Origin of the sequence: Pseudomonas citri, from assembly GCF_025336485.1 — a bacterium.
GTDB classification, from domain to species: domain Bacteria; phylum Pseudomonadota; class Gammaproteobacteria; order Pseudomonadales; family Pseudomonadaceae; genus Aquipseudomonas; species Aquipseudomonas citri.
This window is the reverse complement of record NZ_JAODAB010000003.1, coordinates 312,713-333,555: the sequence shown is the minus strand read 5'-3', so window position 1 is coordinate 333,555 and position 20,843 is coordinate 312,713. Positions and strand designations below refer to the sequence as shown.

Below are 20,843 nucleotides of genomic sequence, written 5' to 3'. Positions count from 1 at the left end.
CTATGTTTTATCGAGAAGCGGGCCAGTTCAACACCGGCTACGCCGAGGACCGCCGAGTCTTCGCCTTGCGCCAGGATCGCCGGGGGCTGGCCGCGTTGCTGCTGTTTGCCTTCGTCGTGGTGCCGTGGTTGGGGAATGACTATTGGCTCAGCGCGATCCTGATCCCGTTCCTGGTGTTGTCGCTGGCCGGGTTGGGGCTCAATTTGCTCACCGGCTATGCCGGGCAACTGTCGCTCGGTTCTGCGGCATTCATGGCGGTGGGGGCTTTTGCCACTTACAACCTCGAAGTGCGGGTGACCGGCTTGCCGTTACTGGTCAGTATCGCCCTGGGTGGGTTGGCGGCGGCGCTGGTGGCGGTGTTGTTCGGCCTGCCGAGCCTGCGCATCAAGGGCTTTTACTTGCTGGTGTCGACCCTGGCGGCGCAGTTCTTCGTGACCTGGGCGCTGACCCGGTTCAGTTGGTTTTCCAATGACAGCGCTTCAGGCGTGATCAGCGCGCCGCGCCTGGAGGTGTTCGGGGTGAACCTGGACGCGCCGGCCGGACGCTATCTGCTGACCCTGTCCGTGGTGGTGGCGCTGTTCTGGCTGGGCAAGAACCTGGTGCGCAGCGAGTTGGGGCGCAACTGGATGGCGGTGCGGGACATGGACACCGCTGCCGCAGTGATCGGCATTGCCCCGGCGAAAACCAAGCTCCTGGCCTTCGCTATCAGCGGTTTTTTCCTCGGGGTGGCCGGCGCCCTATGGGCTTTCGCTTACCTGGGGACGGTGGAGCCCCATGGCTTCGATCTCAACCGGTCTTTCCAGATCCTGTTCATCATCATTATCGGCGGCGTCGGCAGCTTGCTGGGCAACTTCCTCGGCGCGGCCTTCATCGTTCTGTTTCCGGTCTTGCTCTCGAACCTGGTGGCGCTGCTGCCCGGCGGGCTGGTTGACGCGGGCCAGGTGGAGAACCTGCAGAAGATGATTTTCGGCGCGCTGATCATCCTGTTCCTGATCAAGGAGCCAGAGGGCTTTGCGCGCCTCTGGCAGAGATTTCGCCAGCGCGCACGGCTCTGGCCGTTGCGCTACTGAGCGAACCGCAAGAAACGCGGGTTTGCCGTTCCACTCCGTTGGCTTACCACTGGCCTCATACCAAGGAAAATCCATGTCCAAACGATCATTCGCCAGCCGCCTGGTGTTGGCGCTGAGCCTTACCGCCGCGGCCTTCACCGTCCAGGCGGACAATGAACAATACTTCCCGCTGCAAAGCTATCGTGTCGGCCCCTATGCGGCCGGCGGGACAGGCTTTTTCGGGGGCTTTATCGACTACCTCAAATACGTCAACGCCAACGGCGGCGTGAACGGCGTCAAGTTGACGTGGAGCGAGTGCGAGACCGAGTACGTGGTGGAAAAAGGCGTGGAGTGCTACGAGCGCCTGAAGAAGGGCTTGAACGGCGCACCGGCGGCGGCGACCAATCCGCTGTCGGTGGGCATCGCCTACGCCACGCTGGAGCGTTCAACGGCCGACAAGCTGCCGCTGATCACCATCAACCACGGCCGCACGGATTCCACCGATGGCAGCGTGTTCCCCTACGTCTTCCCGTTGCAGTTGAACCCGTATTCGGAAGTGTCGGCGATCGTCAATTACATCGGCCAGCGGGCCGGCGGACTGGACAAGCTCAAGGGCCTGAAGATCGTTACCCTGTATCACGGCTCGCCTTACGGCAAGGAAACCAACGAGGTCTTGCAGACCTTGGCCAACCAGTACGGCTTTGGATTGACGCTGCTGGAAGTGCCTCATCCAGGCAACGAGCAGCAGTCGCAATGGCTGAACATCCGCCGGGAAAAACCTGACTGGGTGATCCTGCGCGGCTGGGGTGTGATGAACCCCGTGGCGCTGAAAACCGCGCAGAAAGTCGGTTTTCCGGCCGACCATATCATCGGCAATATCTGGAGCAACTCCGAGGATGATGCCGCGCCGGCTGGCGCGGCGGCCAAGGGCTTCATCGCCATCACCACGCACCCCTCTGGCACCGATTTCCCGGTGTTGCAGGGCATCAAGCAGCAAGTGGTCGACGCCGGCAACGGCGACCTGGCCGATCCCAAGCGTTTCGGCACCGTGTATTACAACCTCGGGGTGGTCAACGGCATTCTCAATGTCGAAGCCTTGCGCATTGCCCAGCAGAAGTTCGGCGACAAGCCCCTGACTGGTGAGCAGGTACGCTGGGGCTTCGAGCACCTCAAGCTCGACGACACGCGGCTGAAGGAGTTGGGGGCGTTGGGCCTGGTGCAGCCGTTGCAGTTGTCGTGTTCTGACCATGAAGGCGGCGGCGCGGTGCGCTTCCAGCAATGGGACGGCACGCAGTGGAAACTGATCAGTGATTGGGTCCAGGCCGACCGCGCCTTGTTGCGTCCGATCATCGAGGCCTCCTCGCATCAGTACGCCCGGGAAAAGGGCATTGCACCACGTGATTGCAGCCAGGAATCCTGAAGCATTGCGGCGACCGGCGCGTGACCCCGGTCGCCTTTTTTTGAAGAGGCGATACAGCATGACGAATGGGCCGATCCTGCAAGTCGACGATATTGAAGTCCTGTATGCACAGGCCGTCCTGGCGGTGCGTAGCGTGTCGCTGAAGGTGGAAAAAGGACAGGTCGTGGTGTTGCTGGGGGCCAACGGCGCGGGGAAGAGCACCACCTTGAAAGCGGTGTCCAACCTGGTTCGCGCCGAACGGGGCGAAGTGGTGCGGGGGCGCATTGTCTATCAGGGCGAGGAGGTGACCCACGGCGCGCCCCATGCCCTGGCGGCGAATGGCCTGGTGCAAGTGCTCGAGGGCCGGCGTTGCTTTGCGCAGTTGAGCGTGGAGCAGAACCTGCTGGCCGGTGCCCTCGCGCGCCAGGTGCCAAGGCGCCAACTCCAGGAGGACCTGGAATCGGTGTACGCGCATTTTCCGCGCTTGAAATTGCGCCGCAAAAGCCTGGCCGGCTACACCTCCGGCGGCGAGCAGCAGATGATCGCGATAGGTCGAGCGTTAATGGCCAGGCCGCGACTGGTGCTGCTGGACGAGCCGTCCATGGGCCTGGCCCCGCAGATCGTCGAGGAGATTTTTGACATCGTCCACCAGCTCAACCAGCACGAGGGCGTCAGCTTTTTGATCGCCGAACAGAACATCCATGTCGCCCTGCGTTACGCCCACTATGGCTACGTGCTGGAGAGCGGCCGCGTGGTCAGCGAAGGCAGCGCTGGGCAACTGACGGCACGCGGCGATCTACAGGATTTCTACCTGGGGGCGCGGACGACGGGCGAGCAAGGTGCCGGGCTTGAAGCACAGCGCTCCCCATGAATGTGTCAGCGAATCGCCTTTTTGTGGCGAGGGTCAGGTTGAGAGATTGAGCACCTGTCCGTCCCGGGTGCCCAGCGCCGGCCGGCGTTTGTTGACCACCAGCTCGCCGATCTTGATCAGCAGTGTGCGGGTGACGTTGCGGCTCAGCCCCAACAGGCTGGCGGTGTGGACCTGATTGCAATGAGCATGTCGGTAGACCGCGCGCAACAGCTGGGCTTCGACTTTTTCATAGAGGTCGCCGTGCTCCTGTTCGAGCAGTTTCTCAAAGGCCTTTTGCAACAAGGCTTCTGCGTTGTGAGAGACGCTGTCTTGCGGGTGATCCTGGCGCTCGATGCGGAAGTTCGACAGGTGCAGGTCTTGCTCGCCGATGACGCTGTTGCGGCAGATCAACAGGGTGTGATGGATGACGTTTTCCAGTTCGCGGATGTTGCCTGGCCAGGAATAGTCGAGCAATTTGCGCTGTGCCTGGGCGTCCAGCCGGACCTCGCCCTGGCCGAGCCTGCGGCTGTACTCGGCGATGAAGTGGCGGATCAGCGGCAGGATGTCGCCGGGGCGTTCGCGCAGGGGCTTGAGGACCAGGCTGACGACGTTGAGGCGGTAGTACAGGTCTTCGCGAAAGTGTCCGGCGTTGATGGCTTTTTCCAACTGCACGTTGGTAGCTGCCAGCACGCGCACGTTGATCTTGATGCTCTTGCGCGAGCCAAGCCGGACCACTTCACGTTCCTGCAACACCCTGAGCAGCTTGACCTGGATCGGCAACGGCAAATCGCCGATTTCATCGAGAAACAGCGTGCCGCCATCGGCCTCTTCGAACCAGCCGGCCTTGGTCGTCAATGCTCCGGTGAAGGCACCTTTTTCATGGCCGAACAACTCGGCTTCCACCAGCGTCTCGGAAAACGCCCCGCAGTTGACCGCAACGAACGGCTTGTCGCGACGGGCGCTGAGGTTGTGCACGTGACGGGCCACCAGCTCCTTGCCGGTACCGGTCTGGCCGATGATCAGCACGCTGGCTTCACTGGGGGCGACTCGCTGCAGATGGGCCAGCAAGGCGCGGGAAGTCGGGTCTTCGAAAACCTGGGCCGTGGCACGGATCGACGTCGCCAGGCCGGGGGAGGGGGGAAGTGTCAGAAGCTGCATGACGGTGGCCCGTTTATGAGAGTTGCCGTGATTGAGGAGGGGTGTGCCCGGCTTTCTTGATGACCACACCCCAGGAAGCTTTTGGATTTAAGGCTTAATCTAATGGATATAAAAAATAGATAAAAAATAACTTTAAGTTATTAGCTTAAGACTTTAACCGCTGGCATTCCCGGGCTCTACGCCCATCCCCCGCCACAGGGGCGGTTTCAGGCTGGGTGTTGTGTTGGAAGTTGGATTGCCATCGCGAGCAAGCTTTGCTCCCACAGAGTTCCAGGGGGAATACCAAATCTGTGAACACCTCCAAACCACTGTGGGAGCAAAGCTTGCTCGCGATGGCGTCAGCCCAGACACCCCTCGCCACCTTGGTACTTCACCCCCCAACATGAATGCGCGGCGTCACCGACATCCCCACCCGCAGCTTCCCGGCCATTGGCTGGTTCGGATCGATGCGGATGCGCACCGGCAGGCGTTGGACGATCTTGGTGAAGTTGCCGGTGGCGTTGTGCGGGGCCACGGCGGAGTAAGCGGCGCCGCTGGCAGGGCCGAGGCTTTGTACGGAACCTTGCAGCACCTGGCCCGGCAAGGCGTCCACGTCGATATCCACGACTTGACCGGTCTGCACGCGGGCCAGTTGCGTCTCGCGGAAGTTCGCCGTGATGTAGACCGCGTCCAGCGGCACGATTGCCAGCAACGGCTTGCCGGTATTGACGAACGCCCCCACGCGCACGGACTTCTGTCCGATCGTGCCGCTGATCGGCGCGGTGATGCGGGTGTAGGAGAGCTTCAGTTCGGCGATCGCTTGCGCGGCTTGGGCATGGGCGAGGGCGGCTTGGGCCTTTTGCAGGTCGGCCTTGAGGATGTCCACCTGTTGCCGGGTGGCCTGTAGACCGGCCTGGCTCTTGTCTCGGCCGGCCAGTTGCACGCTCCATTGCGCGTCGGCCTGTTGCTGCGCCTGCACAGTGCCCGAGCCGTCGGTGGCGAGGTTGCGATAGCGCGCCTGATTGGCCTTGGCCAGTTTGAGCGCCGCCTCATCCGCTGCCAGCGCCGCTTCTGCCTGACGTATGGTGGTGTCCTGTTGGCGCAGGTGCGCTTGCAGGCTGGCGATGCCGGCCTGGGCGCTGGCGACCTGGGCTTTGCTGGCGTTCAGGGCGGCTACGAAATCACGCTCGTCCAGGGTCGCGAGCAGGTCGCCTTTGTTCACCCACTGGTTGTCTTCGACCAAGACCGTCTCGACCGTGCCCGACACCTGTGGCGCCACCGTGGTGAAGTCGGCGTGGACGTAGGCGTCGTCGGTGGATTGGATCGACGCGCTGGATTCGGGGCGATTGAAATAGACAACCGCGCCGATAGCCACGGCGAGCAGCACGGCGCTGAGTAACTGGGCTTTCTTCGGTAAGGCCATGATGGGTCACCCGTGTGAGGAAGAAGAGGACGTCGCGGCCGGAATGCACGGCGCGGGGATGTAGGCCAGGCGCAACACCAAGGGAATCAGCAACAACGCCAGTACGCCGAGAACGCGATAGGCGTCGGCGATCGACAGCACCAGCGCCTGTTGGCTGACCATGCCAGTCAGTTGCGACGGCGCCAGCACCTGGCTTGCCAGCGCGGCCTGGTCCAGCAGCATCTCCCCGTGGAAGCGGCCGCGCACGGTCATCAACTGGCCGACCAGCGCCGCGCCGAGCAGCGAGCCGAAGGCCCGCAACGTATTGATGGTGCCGGACACATAAGGCCCTTCGGCCGGCTGCACCACGCTGGTGATCAGAAACAGCATCGACACCACCGCCATCGGCTGCCCAAAGGCTTGCAGCGTTTGCGCCATGACGAACTGGTCGCGGTTCCAGTCGCTGGTCAATTGCGCGCCGCACAGGCACGCCAGGGCGATCAACAGCAGCCCCAGCGCGAACACCTGGCGCGCATCGATCCACTTGCGGTACAGCAGCAGCGCCACCGCCGGGCCGAGGATCAGTTGCGGCAGCGCGACGATCAGGCCGATCGAGGCCATCTGCAACGGTCGGTAATTCTGCAACGGTCCGAGGTAGGCGGCCGGCAGCAGCGAGCTGGACATCAGCACCACCAACAAGCCGACGAACAGCAGGCAGCCCAGCCCCAGGTTGCGCCGTCCCAGGATCTGCAACTTGATGAAGGGCGAAGGGTGATACCACTCGCTCAGCAGGTAGATCGCCAGCAAGGCCAAGCCAGCCACCAGCGCCGAGGTGATCAGCGGCGACTGGAACCAGTCCAGTCGCACGCCTTGATCCAGGGCGACGGTGATCAGGCCGAACGCGGGCACGCCACAGGCCATGCCGAACCAATTGGCCTGGCCGAAGCGTGACGTCTGGATCGGCTCACGCCCGAGCCCCCAGGCGATCAGCCCGGCCGCGATGACGGCCAGGGGAATGATCTGCCAGTACACCCAGCGCCAGTCCTGCAATCCATCGGTCCAGTGCCCGGCCAGCCAGATGGACAGGTTGGGCGCGAAGGTCGCGGTCATTGCGTACAGCGCCAGCCCATAGAGGCGGATCGACGCCGGCAGGAACTTCAGCGCCGCCATCATCAACAGCGGAATCGTCGTGCCGCTGACCAGACCCTGCACAAAGCGCAAGGCGAGTAACAGGCCCAGGTCGTGAATGAACGGCAGGACCAAGGCAAGCAGGGTGCAGAGCCCGAGCATCCACAGCTCGAAGCGCCGCAGCGAAAGCGTGATGGCAAACCACGCGGAAAAAGGCATGGCGATCAACTCTCCGGCGCTGTACACCGTGGTGAGCCAGGAGCCGTCGTCGAAGCCCAAGCCCATCGCCCCCCTGACGTCCGCCAGCGCCAACGCACCGACCCGGGTGTTCAAGCCGGCCATCATGGCGGCAAGGAAAATGCCAACCAGGCCCACCAGCGGGCGATTCGAAGCGCTGGCCTGGGATGGCGCGCCGGCTACCGCGCTGGCCTGCGCCGGGGCGATGGCGTTCATTGCACAGTCTCCGGATCCCAGCCACCGCCCAGGGATTTGTAGAGATTGACCACGGTGAGGGTCGCGTGGGTGGCGCTGTCGTTGAGGCGGGTTTGGCTGTCGAGCAGGTCGCGTTGTGCGGTCAGCACGCTCAGGTAATCGGCGGCACCTTGTTGATAGCCGCGTTCGGCCGCACGCAGGGCCTGCTTGTTCTGTTCGTAGGCGACCTGCAATTCATCGTGCCGACGCTGTTGCGCGCCCCAGGCGTCCAGGGCATTGTCGACTTCGTGCCAGGCCCGCAGCACCGTTTTGCGGTAGGCGAGCGCGGCGTTTTTCTGCCGAGACTCGTTCAGGGCCAGGCGCTGTTGCAAGCGTCCGCCCTGGAAGATCGGCAGGTAAACCGTCGGGCCAATGGAAAAGAAGCGCGAGTCCCAACTGGCGAGGTCGCCACCGTCGAGGGCTTCCAGGCCGACTTTTCCTTTCAGGCCGATGCGCGGGTAGAAATCGGCCTTGGCCACGCCGATGTCGGCGGTGGCGGCATGCAATCGCGCCTCGGCGCGCAGGATGTCCGGGCGCCGGTGGGCCAGTTGCGAGGAAACGCCGACCGGTACGCGGCTGGGCAGCGAAGGCAAGGGCATGGCATTGCGCAGTTGTGCGTCGAGCGCGCGGGGTTGTTCGCCCAGCAGCAGCGCCAATGCATTCATCTGGGCATTGCGCCGCTGGGCCAGTTCGGGCAGCAGCGCTTTGACGGTCGCCAGTTGTGCGCGTGCGGAGGTGGTTTCGAAACGGGTTGCGACGCCATTGCGTTCGCGGCTTTCGGCCAGGCCGAGGGTATGCTCGGCGACGCTCAGGTTCTGTTGGGCGATGTCCAACTGCGCCTGGGTGCCACGTAACTGCAAGTAGGTGCGAGCCACCTCGGCGGCTAACGTTACCCGCGCGGCCTCGCGGTCATACACGGTGGCTTGCAGGGCTGCCGCCGCGCCTTCGCGCTCGCGGCGGGCCCGACCCCACACATCGATCTCCCAACTGGCATCGAAACCCATTTGCCAGAAATTGCCCGGGTCGCTCGGGGCGCCGAGGGCGGCGAACTTGCCATTTTCACTGATCGCTTCACGACTGTAGCTGGTATTGGCGCCCACGCTGGGCAGCAATTGCGCTGCGGCGATGCCCAGTTGCGCCCGGCTTTGCTCAATGCGCTCGGTGGCCATTTGCAGGTCAAGGTTGCCGGTCAGCGCCCGGCCTTGCAGCGCGGTGAGCACGGTGTCGTTGAACAACTGCCACCATTGCGCGGGCACCGCGGCCTCAGACATCGGGATGACGCTCGCGAGCTCTGGCCGAGGGGCCAGTTGCACCGCATCGAGCCCTGCGTCGGGTTTCGTGAAGTCGGGGCCGACCATACAACCGGCCAGGGAAACGGCGCCGCACGTGAGGAGTGCAACCATGAGTTTCAGGGGGTGTTGGGGTGTTTCGAAGAAAGCCGACATTGCCAGTTCCCCGCAAAAGTTGCAGCGTCGCTCGATGAGCGCGCCATGGGGTCGATGAAGCCTGGGTTCATGGTATTGACGGTCGCTTGCGGGCGCACTTCTACATCGGTTTAGCCAGGCCATACATCAGGGAAGGGCGATACATACGAAGGTATAGGGGGGGCGGGGAAAACTGTGCGGCGGTCTCAACGGCGCGGGTTCAGCGCGGCGTCAATGCAGCCCAGCAAGGTGTTGGCTTCGCAGGGTTTGGGCAGGCAGGCCACCAGCCCCGGCGTGTTGGCGCCCAGGTCCGGATAGGCCGTGATGAAAATGGTGGGGATCTTGAAGCCCATGGCACCCAGGCGCTCATGCAGTTGCACACCGCTCATGCCCGGCATCTGGATGTCGGAAATCAGGCAGTGCGTGTCGGCGGGAGCGTCCACGTCGAGGAATTCGATGGCGCTGCAATAGGTTCGCACCTCATAGCCGCTGGAGCGCAGCAGGCTCTTGAGGGCGGTACGAACGGATTCGTCATCGTCGACAACCGCGATGGTCGGCGTCGTGCGTATCTGGGTATCTGGCATAGGGGTCGCTCGTAACAGCGCCTGTCGTGGTTACACCATACGCGGTCCCGTCGGGCGCAGAAGTATACCTAGGTATAGCGTGCTAAAACTTAAGGGTCGGCGCTGGGGAAAAACCGCTCCAGAGGCCCCATCCCCACGTTGAAACCCCTGTGAAGGGCTTTTGCGAGGCGCTAATCTAGCGCTCAGGAATCCGACGGTGCCTCATCTCGCTTGAGCATCCGCCGCCGCCACGGACACTGCACCATGGCAGTGACATCGGCCATTGCGACGTGACACTGGACAGCAGCCGGCAAACACGTGCTGCAGATAAAACCCACAACATAGTGTTCCTGTGCCGATGGATAACCGCATGCAAATATTATGGGACGACGGTGAGCGGGTTTTCTCGCGGGAATGGCGCCAGGTGGCCGGCGGCAAGCAAGCGGTCCTGGTCGCACGACCCGCCACCGAACAACCTCGTTCCGGCTGCCTGGAGCGCCTGGCCCACGAGTTCGGCCTGAAGGAGCAACTGGACGACAGTTGGGCGGTGCAACCGCTGGAAATGCTTCGGGAAGGCACGCGTGTGCAGTTGGTGCTCGAAGATCCGGGCGGCGTGCCGCTGGTGCAGTTGTTGATCGCGCCCATGGAAACGGCGACATTCCTGCGCCTGGCGTTGAGCATCGCCGTGGCGCTGGGCAAGTTGCATCAACGTGGCCTCGTCCATAAAGACCTCAAGCCCAGCCATGTCCTGGTGAACTGCCCCGACGGGCAGGCGCGGCTTACCGGTTTCGGCCTGGCGTCGCGGCTGCCCCGCGAGCGACAGACCCCCGAGACCCTGGCTGGCACGCTGGCCTACATGGCCCCCGAACAGACCGGGCGGATGAATCGCTCGATCGATTCGCGCAGCGATCTTTATTCCCTCGGCGTCACGCTTTACCAGATGCTGACCGGCCTGTTGCCTTACACCGCGTCCGACCCGATAGAGTGGGTGCACTGCCACATCGCGAAGAAAGCCCAGGCACCCCACGAGCGGGTCGCGACCGTGCCCCTGATGCTCTCGCTGATCGTCATGAAGCTGCTCGCCAAGACCGCCGAGGAGCGCTACCAGACCGCCGCCAGCCTGGAGCATGATCTGCGTCGATGCCTGGCGTACTGGCAGCAGCAACAGCACATCGAGGCTTTTGAGCTGGGCGAGCAGGGCACGTCCGACCGGTTGCTGATTCCGGAAAAACTCTATGGTCGCGAGCGTGAAGTCGAGACCCTGGTCAGCACCTTCGGCCGGGTGGTTGCCAACGGCGTGCCGGAGCTGGTCCTGGTGACCGGTTATTCCGGCATCGGCAAGTCTTCGGTGGTCAACGAGCTACATAAGGTACTGGTGCCGCCGCGCGGGCTGTTTGCCAGCGGCAAGTTCGATCAATACCGTCGCGACATTCCTTACTCGACACTGGTGCAGGCGTTCCAGAGCCTGGTGCGCACGCTGTTGGGCAAGGGCGAGGCAGAGCTGGCGCAGTGGCGGCAGGCATTGCAGCAAGCGCTGGAGCCCAACGCGCGACTGATGACTGACCTGATCCCGGAGCTCAAGCTCATCATCGACGAGCCGCCAGCGGTGCCGGCATTGGATCCGCAGCAGGCGCAACGGCGCTTCCTGCTGGTGTTCCGGCGCTTCATCGGGGTGTTTGCCCGCGAGGAGCATCCGCTCGCCTTGTTTCTCGATGACCTGCAATGGCTCGACGCCGCCACCCTCGATTTGCTCGAGGAGCTGTTGACCAGCCCGGACGTGCGCCACTTGATGTTGGTGGGCGCCTACCGCAGCAACGAGGTGGACGCCACGCACCCTTTGACTGGCAAGCTGCGGGCTATCCGCGAGGCCGGCGGCAAGGTCGATGAAATCACCCTGGCGCCGCTGGCCAAAGGGCATGTCGAGCAGTTGATCGCCGAGGCGCTGCATGACGCACTGGCGCGCATCGAACCCCTGGCGCAGCTGGTGCTGGACAAGACCGCCGGCAACCCGTTCTTCGTCATCCAGTTCCTGCATGCCCTCGCCGACGAGCAACTGCTGACCTATATCCATGATGTGCGGCAATGGTGGTGGGACCCGGACCGTATTCATGCCAAGGGCTACACCGACAACGTGGTGGACCTGATGGTCGGAAAGTTGGGGCGTCTGCCGGTCGAGACGCAGCAGGCGTTGCAGCAGCTCGCTTGCTTAGGGAACGTTGCCAGCATCAAGGTGCTTTCGATCGTGCTGGGTTTTAACAAGACGCAGATCGGCGAAGTGCTGTGGGAGGCGATTCGTCTGGAGCTCGTCGAAGGGCTGGACGGCGCTTATGGTTTCGTTCACGACCGCATTCATGAAGCCGCCTATTCGCTGATCCCTCGGGATTTGCGCGCCGAGGCGCATCTGCGAATCGGGCGGTTGCTGGCTGTGCAGACGCCTGGGCAGGGGCGGGAGGAGGCGATTTTCGAAGTCGTCGGCCAGCTCAACCGTGGCACGGCATTGATCACCGACCAGGTCGAGCGAGAACAACTGGCTGAATTCAACCTGATTGCCGGCCAACGCGCCAAGGCCTCTACGGCCTATGCTTCGGCGCTCAGTTACCTTATCAGCGGGACGCAGTTGTTGGATGAAGACTGCTGGACGCGCCGACATGAACTGATCTTCGCACTCGAGTTGAACCGGGCCGAATGTGAGTTCCTCACTGGCCAGCTCAACGCTGCGGACGAGCACTTGCGGGCATTGGCCGACCGCGCTGCGACCGTGATCGAGCGGGCCAATGTCGCCTGCCTGCTGATGGATGTCTACTTGCTCATGGACCGCAGCGATGGTGCGGTCGCGGTATGCCTCGACTACCTGCGGCACGTGGGCATCGAGTGGTCGGCCCATCCGAGCGACGAGGACGTGCGTCGTGAGTACCTGCGTATCGGCGCATTGCTGGGGGGCCGCGCAATCGAAGACCTCATCGATCTGCCGTTGATGGAGGACGCGACATCCCTGGTGACCGTCAACGCGCTGAGCAAACTCTTCCCTCCGGCCTTGCAGACCGATGCAAACCTGGCCTGCCTGTTGATCTGCAAAGCGGTCACGCTGAGTCTGGAACAGGGCAACTGCGATGCATCTTGTGTGCTCTATGCCAATGTTTTCCGGGTGGCTGGGCGACGGTTTGGCGATTACCAACTGGGGTTTCGATTCGGTCAGCTCGGTTGTGAACTCATTGATCGACGGGGTTTGAGGCGCTTTGAGGCGAGCACCTATCTGTGCTTCTCGAACTTTACCGTGCGCTGGATGAAACCCGTGGGGCAATGTCGGGACTTGTTGCGTCGCTCGTTCGCCGCGGCGAATCGAATCGGCGACTTGCCCTATGGCGCCTATGCGGGCAACAGCATGACCTCGGACTTCCTCTTCGCCGGCGAGCCGCTGTCCGAGGTTCTGGAGGAGGCCGAGCGAGGCTTGGCGTACGCCAGGAAGGTAGGTTTCGGGCTGGTCGTCGATTTTATCGCCACGCAGAGGATGTTGATCCGGATGCTCCAGGGCTTGACCCCGACTTTCGGCTACCTGGAAGACACTCTGACCAACGAGGCCGCCACTGAACACCACCTGTCCAGTAATCCCGACCTCGCGCTGGCCGAGTGTTGGTACTGGATTCGCAAGTTGCAGGCACGCTACATGGTCGATGACCCTGAAGCGGCGCTGCAAGCTGCTGCAAAGGCGCAGCAGTTGCTCTGGACGTCCCACTCGTTTTTCGAGGAAGCCGAATACCACTTCTACACTGCGCTGGCCCAGTCCGCCCGTTGCGACAGCGTTGCGACTGACGCTTGTGGGCAGCTTTTGCTCGAAATGACGGCGGCCCAGTGTTGGCTCCAGGCCTGGGCGCAACAGTGCCCGGAAAACTTCGCCAGCCGGGCCGCGCTGGTGAGTGCTGAAATCGCCCGGGTCGAAGGGCGCCTGATCGATGCCGAGTTGTTGTACGAGCATGCCATCGACGCCGCGCAGCAAAGTGGCTTCGTGCACATCGAGGCACTCGCCAACGAGCTGGCGTCGCGTTTTTACGCAACGCGGGGCTTGGCGAAGATCGCCCGGGTCTATTTGCAGGATGCCCATTACGGCTACCAACGCTGGGGCGCCGAGGGCAAGGCGCGGCAACTCGAGAACAAGCACCCGTCGCTCAAGGCCCGGGAGCCTCTGGCGGACCCGACGACCACGACCATGGCCACGTCGGTGGAAAACCTTGACCTGGCCACCGTGCTCAAGGTCTCCGAAGCCGTTTCGGGAGAGATCGTCCTGGAGAAACTGATCCACCGGATCATGTGCACGGCGATCGAACAGGCGGGGGCCGAGCGCGGTTTGTTGATCCTGGCGGACGGCGGCGAGCCACGGATCGTGGCGCAAGCGACGACTGGCGACAACACCACGCAATTGCACGATCTGCCGGTGAACCCGACGCTGCTGCCAGAGTCGATCCTCAACCATGTCCTGCGGACTCAGGAGAGTGTTTTCCTGGACGATGCCGTGGGCACCCACCCCTTTACCGCAGACCCTTATCTTCGCCAGCGACGCGCGCGGTCGATTCTTTGCGTACCGTTGATGAACCAGGCCAAGCTCGTCGGCGTGCTCTACCTGGAGAACAACCTGGCCGCCCATGTGTTCAGCCAGGCCCAGATCGCGGTGCTGAAACTGGTGGCCTCCCGAGCGGCGATTTCGTTGGAAAACGCCCGCCTGTACCTTGAAGTGGCGGAGCGTGAGGCGAAGATCCGGCGCCTGGTCGATGCCAACATCATCGGCATTCTGTTCTGGAATGCCGACGGTGACATCATCGAGGCCAACGATGCCTTCTTGCGTATGTTGGGGTACGAACGCGAAGACCTTGCCTCTGGCCGCCTGCGTTGGCGGGACCTGACCGTGCCGGAGTTCCGTGAACTGAGCGAGCGCTCCTTGGCCCAGGCGCTGCTGACCGGGCATGCCCGGCCGTACGAGAAAGAGTATTTCAGGAAGGACGGCAGCCGCTTGCCGGTGATCGTCGGCTTGGCCACGTTCGAAGCCGGCAACCGGGAAGGGGTGGCGTTTGTGGTGGACCTGACCGAGCGCCGGCAGGCGGAAGAAAAGATCCGCGAAAGCGAGCGTCGTTATCGCGAAGTGCAGACCGAATTGGCCCATGCGAACCGCGTCGCGACCATGGGCCAGTTGGTGGCGTCGATTGCCCACGAAGTCAACCAGCCGATTGCCGCGGCCATTCTCAATGCCGACGCCGCGTTGCGTTGGTTGAACGCCCAGCCACCGGAGATCGAGGAAGTGCGCCAGGTGTTGGGGCGACTGATCTTCGATGCCAATCGGGCGGCGGATGTGCTGGGTCGGATTCGCGGGCATATCCGCAAGGCGCCACCGCAGAAGGGCCCGGTGGACATCAACGCGGCGATCAACGAAATGGTTGAGTTCAGCCGCGGCCAGATCATCAAGAGTGGCGCGTCGATCCAAACGCAACTCATGGACGGTTTGCCCTCGATCGAGGGCGACCGTGTGGAACTGCAACAGGTGTTGCTCAACCTGATCATGAACGCGCTCGAGGCCATGGGCGGTGTCGGCGAAGGGGAGCGGCATTTGCTGATCCGCGCAGCGCTGGACGACGCCGGTTGCGTGCGGGTGAGCGTGAGCGATTCCGGGCCGGGGTTCGCCTCGCAAAGCCCCGACCTGGTGTTCACCTCCTTCTACACGACCAAGCCCACAGGCCTGGGGCTGGGCTTGTCGATCTGTCGTTCGATCATCGAGGCGCACGGTGGCTGCCTGAGCGCGTGCTCCAACCACCCCCGGGGCGCCACCGTCCAATTCACCCTGCCCATCGCGCAGCGTTGAGTCGCTCACAGGTGCCAACCCCTTCGATGAGGGGCTGGTATCTGCTCCGTTAATACCTAGGTTTAAGGGCCGCATATGAATGGGTCACTGAACCAATCCCACGTACAAATGAAGCGCCGCAGCCCCAGCGATACATTAACGATCAAGGGCTGCGGAGAATTGATCATGACTCGCTTGACCGCCAGGGTTGCCAACGAATTGTCAGCGTTACGATCCATCGCGCTGGTTTGCATGGCACTGATTACCACGAATGCGTTCTATCGTCTGAATGCGCCGCTACCGGGACGGCTGTCGAGTGGCGTATTGGAATGGATCAATATCCGGTCTGTCACCGACAGCCTGGTGCCAGGTGCCCACTTGGTCAGCCCACGCCGGTTTTATCTGCACCATGGGATCTACTTGGGGGATGGCGAGGTGGCCCATTATTCGGGGTTCAGTGGGGCGCTGAGATCCGGGCCCATCGAAGTGACCGATCTTGCACATTTTGCCCATGACAAACCGGTCTGGATGCTTGCGCAACCGGCCGAATATTCCCGCGCCGAAGTGGCCGAGCGGGCGCGTTCGAGAGTGGGGGAAAACCGTTATCGCGTGCTGACCAACAACTGCGAGCATTTTTGCCGGTGGTGCGTCAGCGGCAGGAGCTACAGCGCTCAGGTCGAAGCTTGCTTGCGTCGTCCGCGTTCGCTTCTGGCGTTCATTTCGGCGTTGCAGCCGCGTTTTGTCGCCTAGGAACTGTGTTCCTCACAAATCTCTGTGGGAGCAAAGCTTGCTCGCGATGACGGTCTGAAGTGCGCCCAACACTCAGGCCTCAAATCGATTCCCTGTGGTGAGGGCTGGGCTAACGCGCCCACATCCAGACTTCCCAGGAAAAGGCGCTGTGCTAGACTTTTTTCCCGTCCATCCCCAAGAGGTTCGTGCATGAGCGGCAGTCACTCCTCCAATGCGCCGGACAGCAAGGAACCTATCGTGTTCGTCGTGGATGACGATGCCTCCATGCGCGACGCCCTGAGCAACCTCTTGCGCTCCGTCGGGATCCGGGTCGAGACGTTCGCGTCCACCGCGGAATTTCTTCAGCAACCCAAGACCCAAGGCGCCAGTTGCCTGGTGCTCGATGTCAGGTTGCAAGGCACCAGTGGCCTGGATTTCCAGCGCCAGTTGGCTGCGGCGAATTCGACGATTCCCATCATCTTCATCACCGGTCACGGCGACATCGAAATGTCGGTCAAGGCAATGAAAGCCGGCGCCGTGGACTTTCTGGCCAAGCCGTTCCGCGAACAGGACCTGCTCGATGCCGTGACCGCAGCCTTGCAGACGGATGTCAAACGGCGGGAAGTCGAACAACAGTTTTCCGACCTGCGCACCTGCTACGACACGCTGACCGTGCGCGAAAAAGAGGTGATGGCCCTGGCCGCCAAGGGTTTGATGAACAAGCAGATTGCCGGGCAGATGAACCTGAGCGAAATCACCGTGAAGATTCACCGCGCCCATGCCATGAAGAAAATGCACGCAAAATCGTTCGCCGACCTGGTGCGAATGGCCGAGTCGTTGGGGGTCGGGCAGGGCCTTTGAATGCGGCGGATTTAATTTATCGTCGTTAAAAAGTTTTATTGACTAAAAAATAACATCGGGTAATTATTTCCCTGCATCTGCTTTTACGCAGAGTCATTGCTCAGGGGCAACCCGATGAATCAGAACACCACGCTTTCCTTGGCCAGTCTTTACGTCGAAACGCATGAGTCGTCATTCGACGCGCGCTACACACCTTCGCTCATGCAAGGCTTTCCGGCCGAACCCCAACACCGAGTTACCTGGAACAACTGGATGCGTCCTCCTTTCAACCAATGGGGGTTTCGCAACCTGGCGCGCTTGCGTCCCTCCATTGATGTGCCGGCGGGGAACGGGCCGGTCAGCGTGTTCAAGCAGGCACCCCGGCCGCTCGATCAACTGCATTTCGACAGCGAGTGTGGCTTGAGCATCAGCGTGATCGATCACTTGATGGCCAGCCAGACCGACGCGTTCCTGGTGCTGCAAGGCGATACCGTGCTGTTCGAACGCTACTTCAACGGCCAGCGCCCCGAGGACCGGCACGTCATGTTTTCCGTGACCAAATCCCTCATTGGCACCTTGGGTGAACAGCTGGTCAGCGAGGGCGTGTTGAACCCGGCCTTGCCCGCCGCGCATTACGTACCGGAACTGGCCGGCAGTGCGTTCGCCGACGCCACCGTACGGCAACTGTTCGACATGGCCGTGGGCATCGAATACAGCGAGGTGTATGAGGATCCGGATTCAGAGAGTTCCCAGTACGGCTATGCCAGTGGCTTCCAACCGGCACCCGCGCAATACGCGCAGTTCGAATCGCTGTACCAGTACTTGCCGTCGCTCAAGAAGTGCGGCGACCACGGTGGTTTTTTCCATTACGTGACGGCGACCACCGAGGCATTGGCCTGGGTGATGGAGCGTGCGTCAGGCAAGGCTTGCCATCAATTGCTGCAAGGAATCTGGAGCCAGTTGGGCTGCGAGCGCGATGGCTATTTCCTGGCCGACCCCTGGGGGCGCAGCGTGGCCGGTGCCGGTTTCAGTGCGACCTTGCGCGACATGGCGCGTTTCGGCCGGCTGCTGGTCAACGACGGTCGCCAGGAGGGTCGGCCATTGTTGTCGGCCGAGACCCTTGCCCGCATCGCTGGCGGTGCGGATCCGGCGATCTACGCCGGCTGTGCCGACTTCGCGCAATGGACCCCCGGCGCGTCCTACCGCAGCCAGTGGTACGTCTTCAATGACCACAGCCAGGCGCTCATGGCCGGTGGCATCCACGGCCAATACCTGTTCATCGACAAACCCTCTGGCGTGGTGATCGTCAAGCAGTCCTCGCTGGACGAGGCTGTCAGCCCCTGCGATGCCGACAGCGTGCGCATGCTGCGAGCCATCGCGGCGGACCTTGCCCGCTGACGCCACAGCCCAAAACAAGAATTCGCGTTCCGTTCACCTGGCCCGGCCAGGTGTTGGCGACGCCCTGCGCCGCCATTCACTGCCCTGTAACAAGAATAATCACACAGGAGCTTCATATGGTTTGCACAACGCGTTTGTCCCGAACGTTTCTGGCGCTCGGGTTACCCATGGCGACCCAGGTCGCATTGGCCGGCTACAGCTTCGAGGACGGCAACCTCAAGGGCGAGGCCAATCTCACGGCGGGCGGCGGGGCGATCTTCTCGCGCAACGTCAACTTTGGCGCTGGCCGCGTCGATATGCGCAGTGGCAAGAACGGCGGCAGCCGGATCGATTGGCAGGAGTTCTACGTCAAGCCCGGCGTCAAGCTCGAATATGCCGTGCAGCCGGACTTCAGCCTGCTGGCCGGCGGCTCCCTGGTGGGGGCGACCACCTTGGGGGATGGCGATGCCGGTGGTTTCACCCGCCGCTCCGACGGCAAGGTGTCCACCGAGGAGTTCTACGGCGGTTTCCGCGCCGGGGAATGGACCGTCACCGGCGGTCGCCAGAACTACATGATCGGCACCGGCTTCATCGTGATGGATGGCAATCTCGACCAGCTCGACGACGGTGCCTACTGGCTCGCCCCACGCACGGCGTTCAAGGATTCGGTCGTCGCCGCATGGGACCACGGCGCCCTGAAGGCCCAGGGGTTCAGCCTGGGCACCGACAGCGACTTGGGCGACTTCCGCCTGACGGGCCTGAACCTCGACTACAACGTCGAGGACCACGTGACGCTGGGTGCCACGGCGCTCAAAGTCAAGGCCATGGGCCCCAAGGGCAGTACCTTGCCACGGCGTCGTGACGGCATGCTGGTGTACAACGTGCGGGCGTTGAACGCCAAGGTCCCGGGCCTCCCGGACCTGACCCTGAACGCCGAATATGCCCTGGAGCGTGGCAGTGGCGAAGGCGTGGACTACGATGCCAAGGCCTGGTACGGCCAGGCGGATTACGCATTCGGCGCCTTGCCACTGACACCGATCGTTGGCTACCGCTACACCAGTTTCTCCGGTGACGACAACCTCACCGACAATCGACAGAAGGCCTGGGATTCCTTGAGCAAGGGCTTTGTCGACTGGAGCACCTGGCTGATTGGCGATGTGGTGGGCAATTACCTGCTGTTCAACAGTAACGAAAACGTCCAGCAGTTCTCCCTCAAGACCCACCTCGACGAAGGCTTGACCCTTGGTGCGATCCACTACCAGTTCTGGCTCGACGAAAAAAACTACATGGGCACGGCGGTCAGCGACCGGCGTTTCGCCGATGAGAGTGTCGTCTTTCTCGACTGGGCAGCCTCGAAGTCGCTCACTACGTCGCTGTCCTATAACTGGGTCAAGCCCATGGCAGCGGCCAGGCAGGTGTTTGGCGACGATCAGAAATTCAGTGCGCTGGAACTCTATTTCACCTATCGCTATTAAGGGCCGCGAGCCGTCGCGGCCGCGCTGGAGTTGAATCATGAACAAGCTTTCGCGCAACACCTTGCTGGGCGTAGTCGTTTCAATGCTGGTCAGTGGCGTAAGCCAGGCCGAAGAGCGAACGGTGCGGATCTACAACTGGATCGAATACCTGCCGCCGGAAATCCTCAAAAGCTTCGAGCAGGAAACCGGCATTCGTCCCATCTATGACGTCTTCGACAGCGTCGAGACGCTGGAGTCGAAGTTGCTGACCGGCAACTCCGGGTACGACGTGGTGTACCCGAGCAGCTCCAACGTCAGCCATCTGATTGCCGCGGGCGCGGTCCAGCCGCTGGACCGCAGCCAACTGCCGAACTGGCAGCACCTGGACCCCGATTTCATGCAGTCGCTCGAAGCGGTGGGTGACCCGGGCAATCGCTATGCGGCGCCCTATTTGTGGGGCACCACGCTGATCGGCTACAACGTCGACAAGGTCCGGCAGGCGCTGGGGGCCGACGTGCAATTGAATACCTGGGACATCATCTTCAAACCCGAGAACCTGGCCAAACTGTCCAGCTGCGGTGTGGGTTTTCTCGATGCCGCCAATGAAATCGTACCCATTGCCTTGCACTACCAAGGCCTGGACCCCAACAGCCAGAAGCGCGAGGACTATCCGAAGGCCCAGGAGGCGATGGGCAAGATTCGTCCCTATGTCACTTACTTCAATTCATCACGCTACGGCATGGACCTGGCCAACGGCGAGATCTGTGTCGGCGTGGGCTGGTCCGGTGGCGTGGCCCTGGCCAAGCGCCTGGCCGACGCTGCCGGCAAGGGTGTGAAGGTAGAGATGGCATTACCCAAGGAAGGCGCACCGATGTGGTCGGATGTAATGATGGTGCCGGTCAACGCTCCACATACCCAGGAGGCCTATGCGTTCATCAACTACATCTTGCGTCCGGATGTGATCGCCCGCATCAGCAACAAGATCGGTTACCCCAACCCGAACAAGGACGCCACGGCGCTGGTGGATGCCGAGATCCGCAACAACCCCGCCATGTATGTGCCAGACGAGGCGCGCAAGACGCTGTTCGCCCTGGAACCTGTGCCGCCTGCGGTGGAGCGGATCCGCACCCGCACCTGGACCAGCATCAAGACCCAGCACTGAGCCTCACAACCTTGAGCAGGCACCCGACGCCGCA

The 20,843-nt window shown here is 62.3% G+C and carries 14 protein-coding genes; 9 read left to right on the top strand and 5 right to left on the bottom strand.

The features are described from left to right. Window positions 1–2: 2 nt before the first annotated feature. The 3 genes from N4Q37_RS05520 (at window position 3) to N4Q37_RS05510 (ending at window position 3,319) form a co-directional block, all read left to right on the top strand. A complete protein-coding gene (locus N4Q37_RS05520) occupies window positions 3–1,070 on the top strand; it encodes a branched-chain amino acid ABC transporter permease (protein WP_260955888.1) in 1,068 nt (355 codons plus the stop codon). Between the two features lie 73 nt (window positions 1,071–1,143). After that, window positions 1,144–2,469 (top strand): ABC transporter substrate-binding protein, encoded by a 1,326-nt coding sequence (locus N4Q37_RS05515; RefSeq protein WP_260955887.1) that lies wholly within the window; start codon window positions 1,144–1,146, stop codon window positions 2,467–2,469. A 58-nt stretch (window positions 2,470–2,527) separates the two neighbouring features. After that, a complete protein-coding gene (locus tag N4Q37_RS05510; RefSeq protein ID WP_260955886.1) occupies window positions 2,528–3,319 on the top strand; it encodes an ABC transporter ATP-binding protein in 792 nt (263 codons plus the stop codon). Between the two features lie 33 nt (window positions 3,320–3,352). On the opposite strand, the gene N4Q37_RS05505 is transcribed toward N4Q37_RS05510, so the two are convergent. The 5 genes from N4Q37_RS05505 to N4Q37_RS05485 all read right to left on the bottom strand — a co-directional run bounded on the left by N4Q37_RS05505 (window position 3,353) and on the right by N4Q37_RS05485 (window position 9,444). Next, window positions 3,353–4,456, bottom strand: coding sequence for a sigma-54 interaction domain-containing protein (locus N4Q37_RS05505; protein WP_260955885.1), 1,104 nt, complete (start codon window positions 4,454–4,456; stop codon window positions 3,353–3,355). A gap of 370 nt (window positions 4,457–4,826) precedes the next feature. Next, window positions 4,827–5,858, bottom strand: a complete 1,032-nt coding sequence (locus tag N4Q37_RS05500; RefSeq protein ID WP_260955884.1) for an HlyD family secretion protein — start codon at window positions 5,856–5,858, stop codon at window positions 4,827–4,829. Between the two features lie 6 nt (window positions 5,859–5,864). Then, window positions 5,865–7,343, bottom strand: a complete 1,479-nt coding sequence (locus tag N4Q37_RS05495; protein WP_390897896.1) for an MFS transporter — start codon at window positions 7,341–7,343, stop codon at window positions 5,865–5,867. Between the two features lie 71 nt (window positions 7,344–7,414). Further along, complete coding sequence (locus N4Q37_RS05490; protein ID WP_260955882.1) at window positions 7,415–8,881, bottom strand: efflux transporter outer membrane subunit; 1,467 nt, start codon at window positions 8,879–8,881, stop codon at window positions 7,415–7,417. Between the two features lie 185 nt (window positions 8,882–9,066). Continuing rightward, entirely contained in the window at window positions 9,067–9,444 is a 378-nt protein-coding gene (locus tag N4Q37_RS05485; protein ID WP_260955881.1) for a response regulator transcription factor, read from the bottom strand. Window positions 9,445–9,793: 349 nt separating this feature from the next. Between N4Q37_RS05485 and N4Q37_RS05480 the strand changes: the two genes are divergently transcribed. The 6 genes from N4Q37_RS05480 to N4Q37_RS05455 all read left to right on the top strand — a co-directional run bounded on the left by N4Q37_RS05480 (window position 9,794) and on the right by N4Q37_RS05455 (window position 20,809). Beyond that, window positions 9,794–15,268, top strand: coding sequence for a trifunctional serine/threonine-protein kinase/ATP-binding protein/sensor histidine kinase (locus tag N4Q37_RS05480; RefSeq protein ID WP_260955880.1), 5,475 nt, complete (start codon window positions 9,794–9,796; stop codon window positions 15,266–15,268). Between the two features lie 165 nt (window positions 15,269–15,433). Then, window positions 15,434–15,997, top strand: coding sequence for a lecithin retinol acyltransferase family protein (locus N4Q37_RS05475; protein ID WP_260955879.1), 564 nt, complete (start codon window positions 15,434–15,436; stop codon window positions 15,995–15,997). Window positions 15,998–16,186: 189 nt separating this feature from the next. Next, a complete protein-coding gene (locus tag N4Q37_RS05470; protein ID WP_260955878.1) occupies window positions 16,187–16,837 on the top strand; it encodes a response regulator transcription factor in 651 nt (216 codons plus the stop codon). 114 nt (window positions 16,838–16,951) lie between these two features. Next, window positions 16,952–18,214: a serine hydrolase domain-containing protein gene (locus N4Q37_RS05465; protein ID WP_260955877.1), complete on the top strand. Its 1,263-nt coding sequence runs from the start codon at window positions 16,952–16,954 to the stop codon at window positions 18,212–18,214. 116 nt (window positions 18,215–18,330) lie between these two features. Then, window positions 18,331–19,668, top strand: a complete 1,338-nt coding sequence (locus N4Q37_RS05460) for a hypothetical protein (RefSeq protein ID WP_260955876.1) — start codon at window positions 18,331–18,333, stop codon at window positions 19,666–19,668. A 37-nt stretch (window positions 19,669–19,705) separates the two neighbouring features. Then, window positions 19,706–20,809, top strand: coding sequence for a polyamine ABC transporter substrate-binding protein (locus N4Q37_RS05455; RefSeq protein ID WP_260955875.1), 1,104 nt, complete (start codon window positions 19,706–19,708; stop codon window positions 20,807–20,809). Window positions 20,810–20,843: the final 34 nt, after the last annotated feature.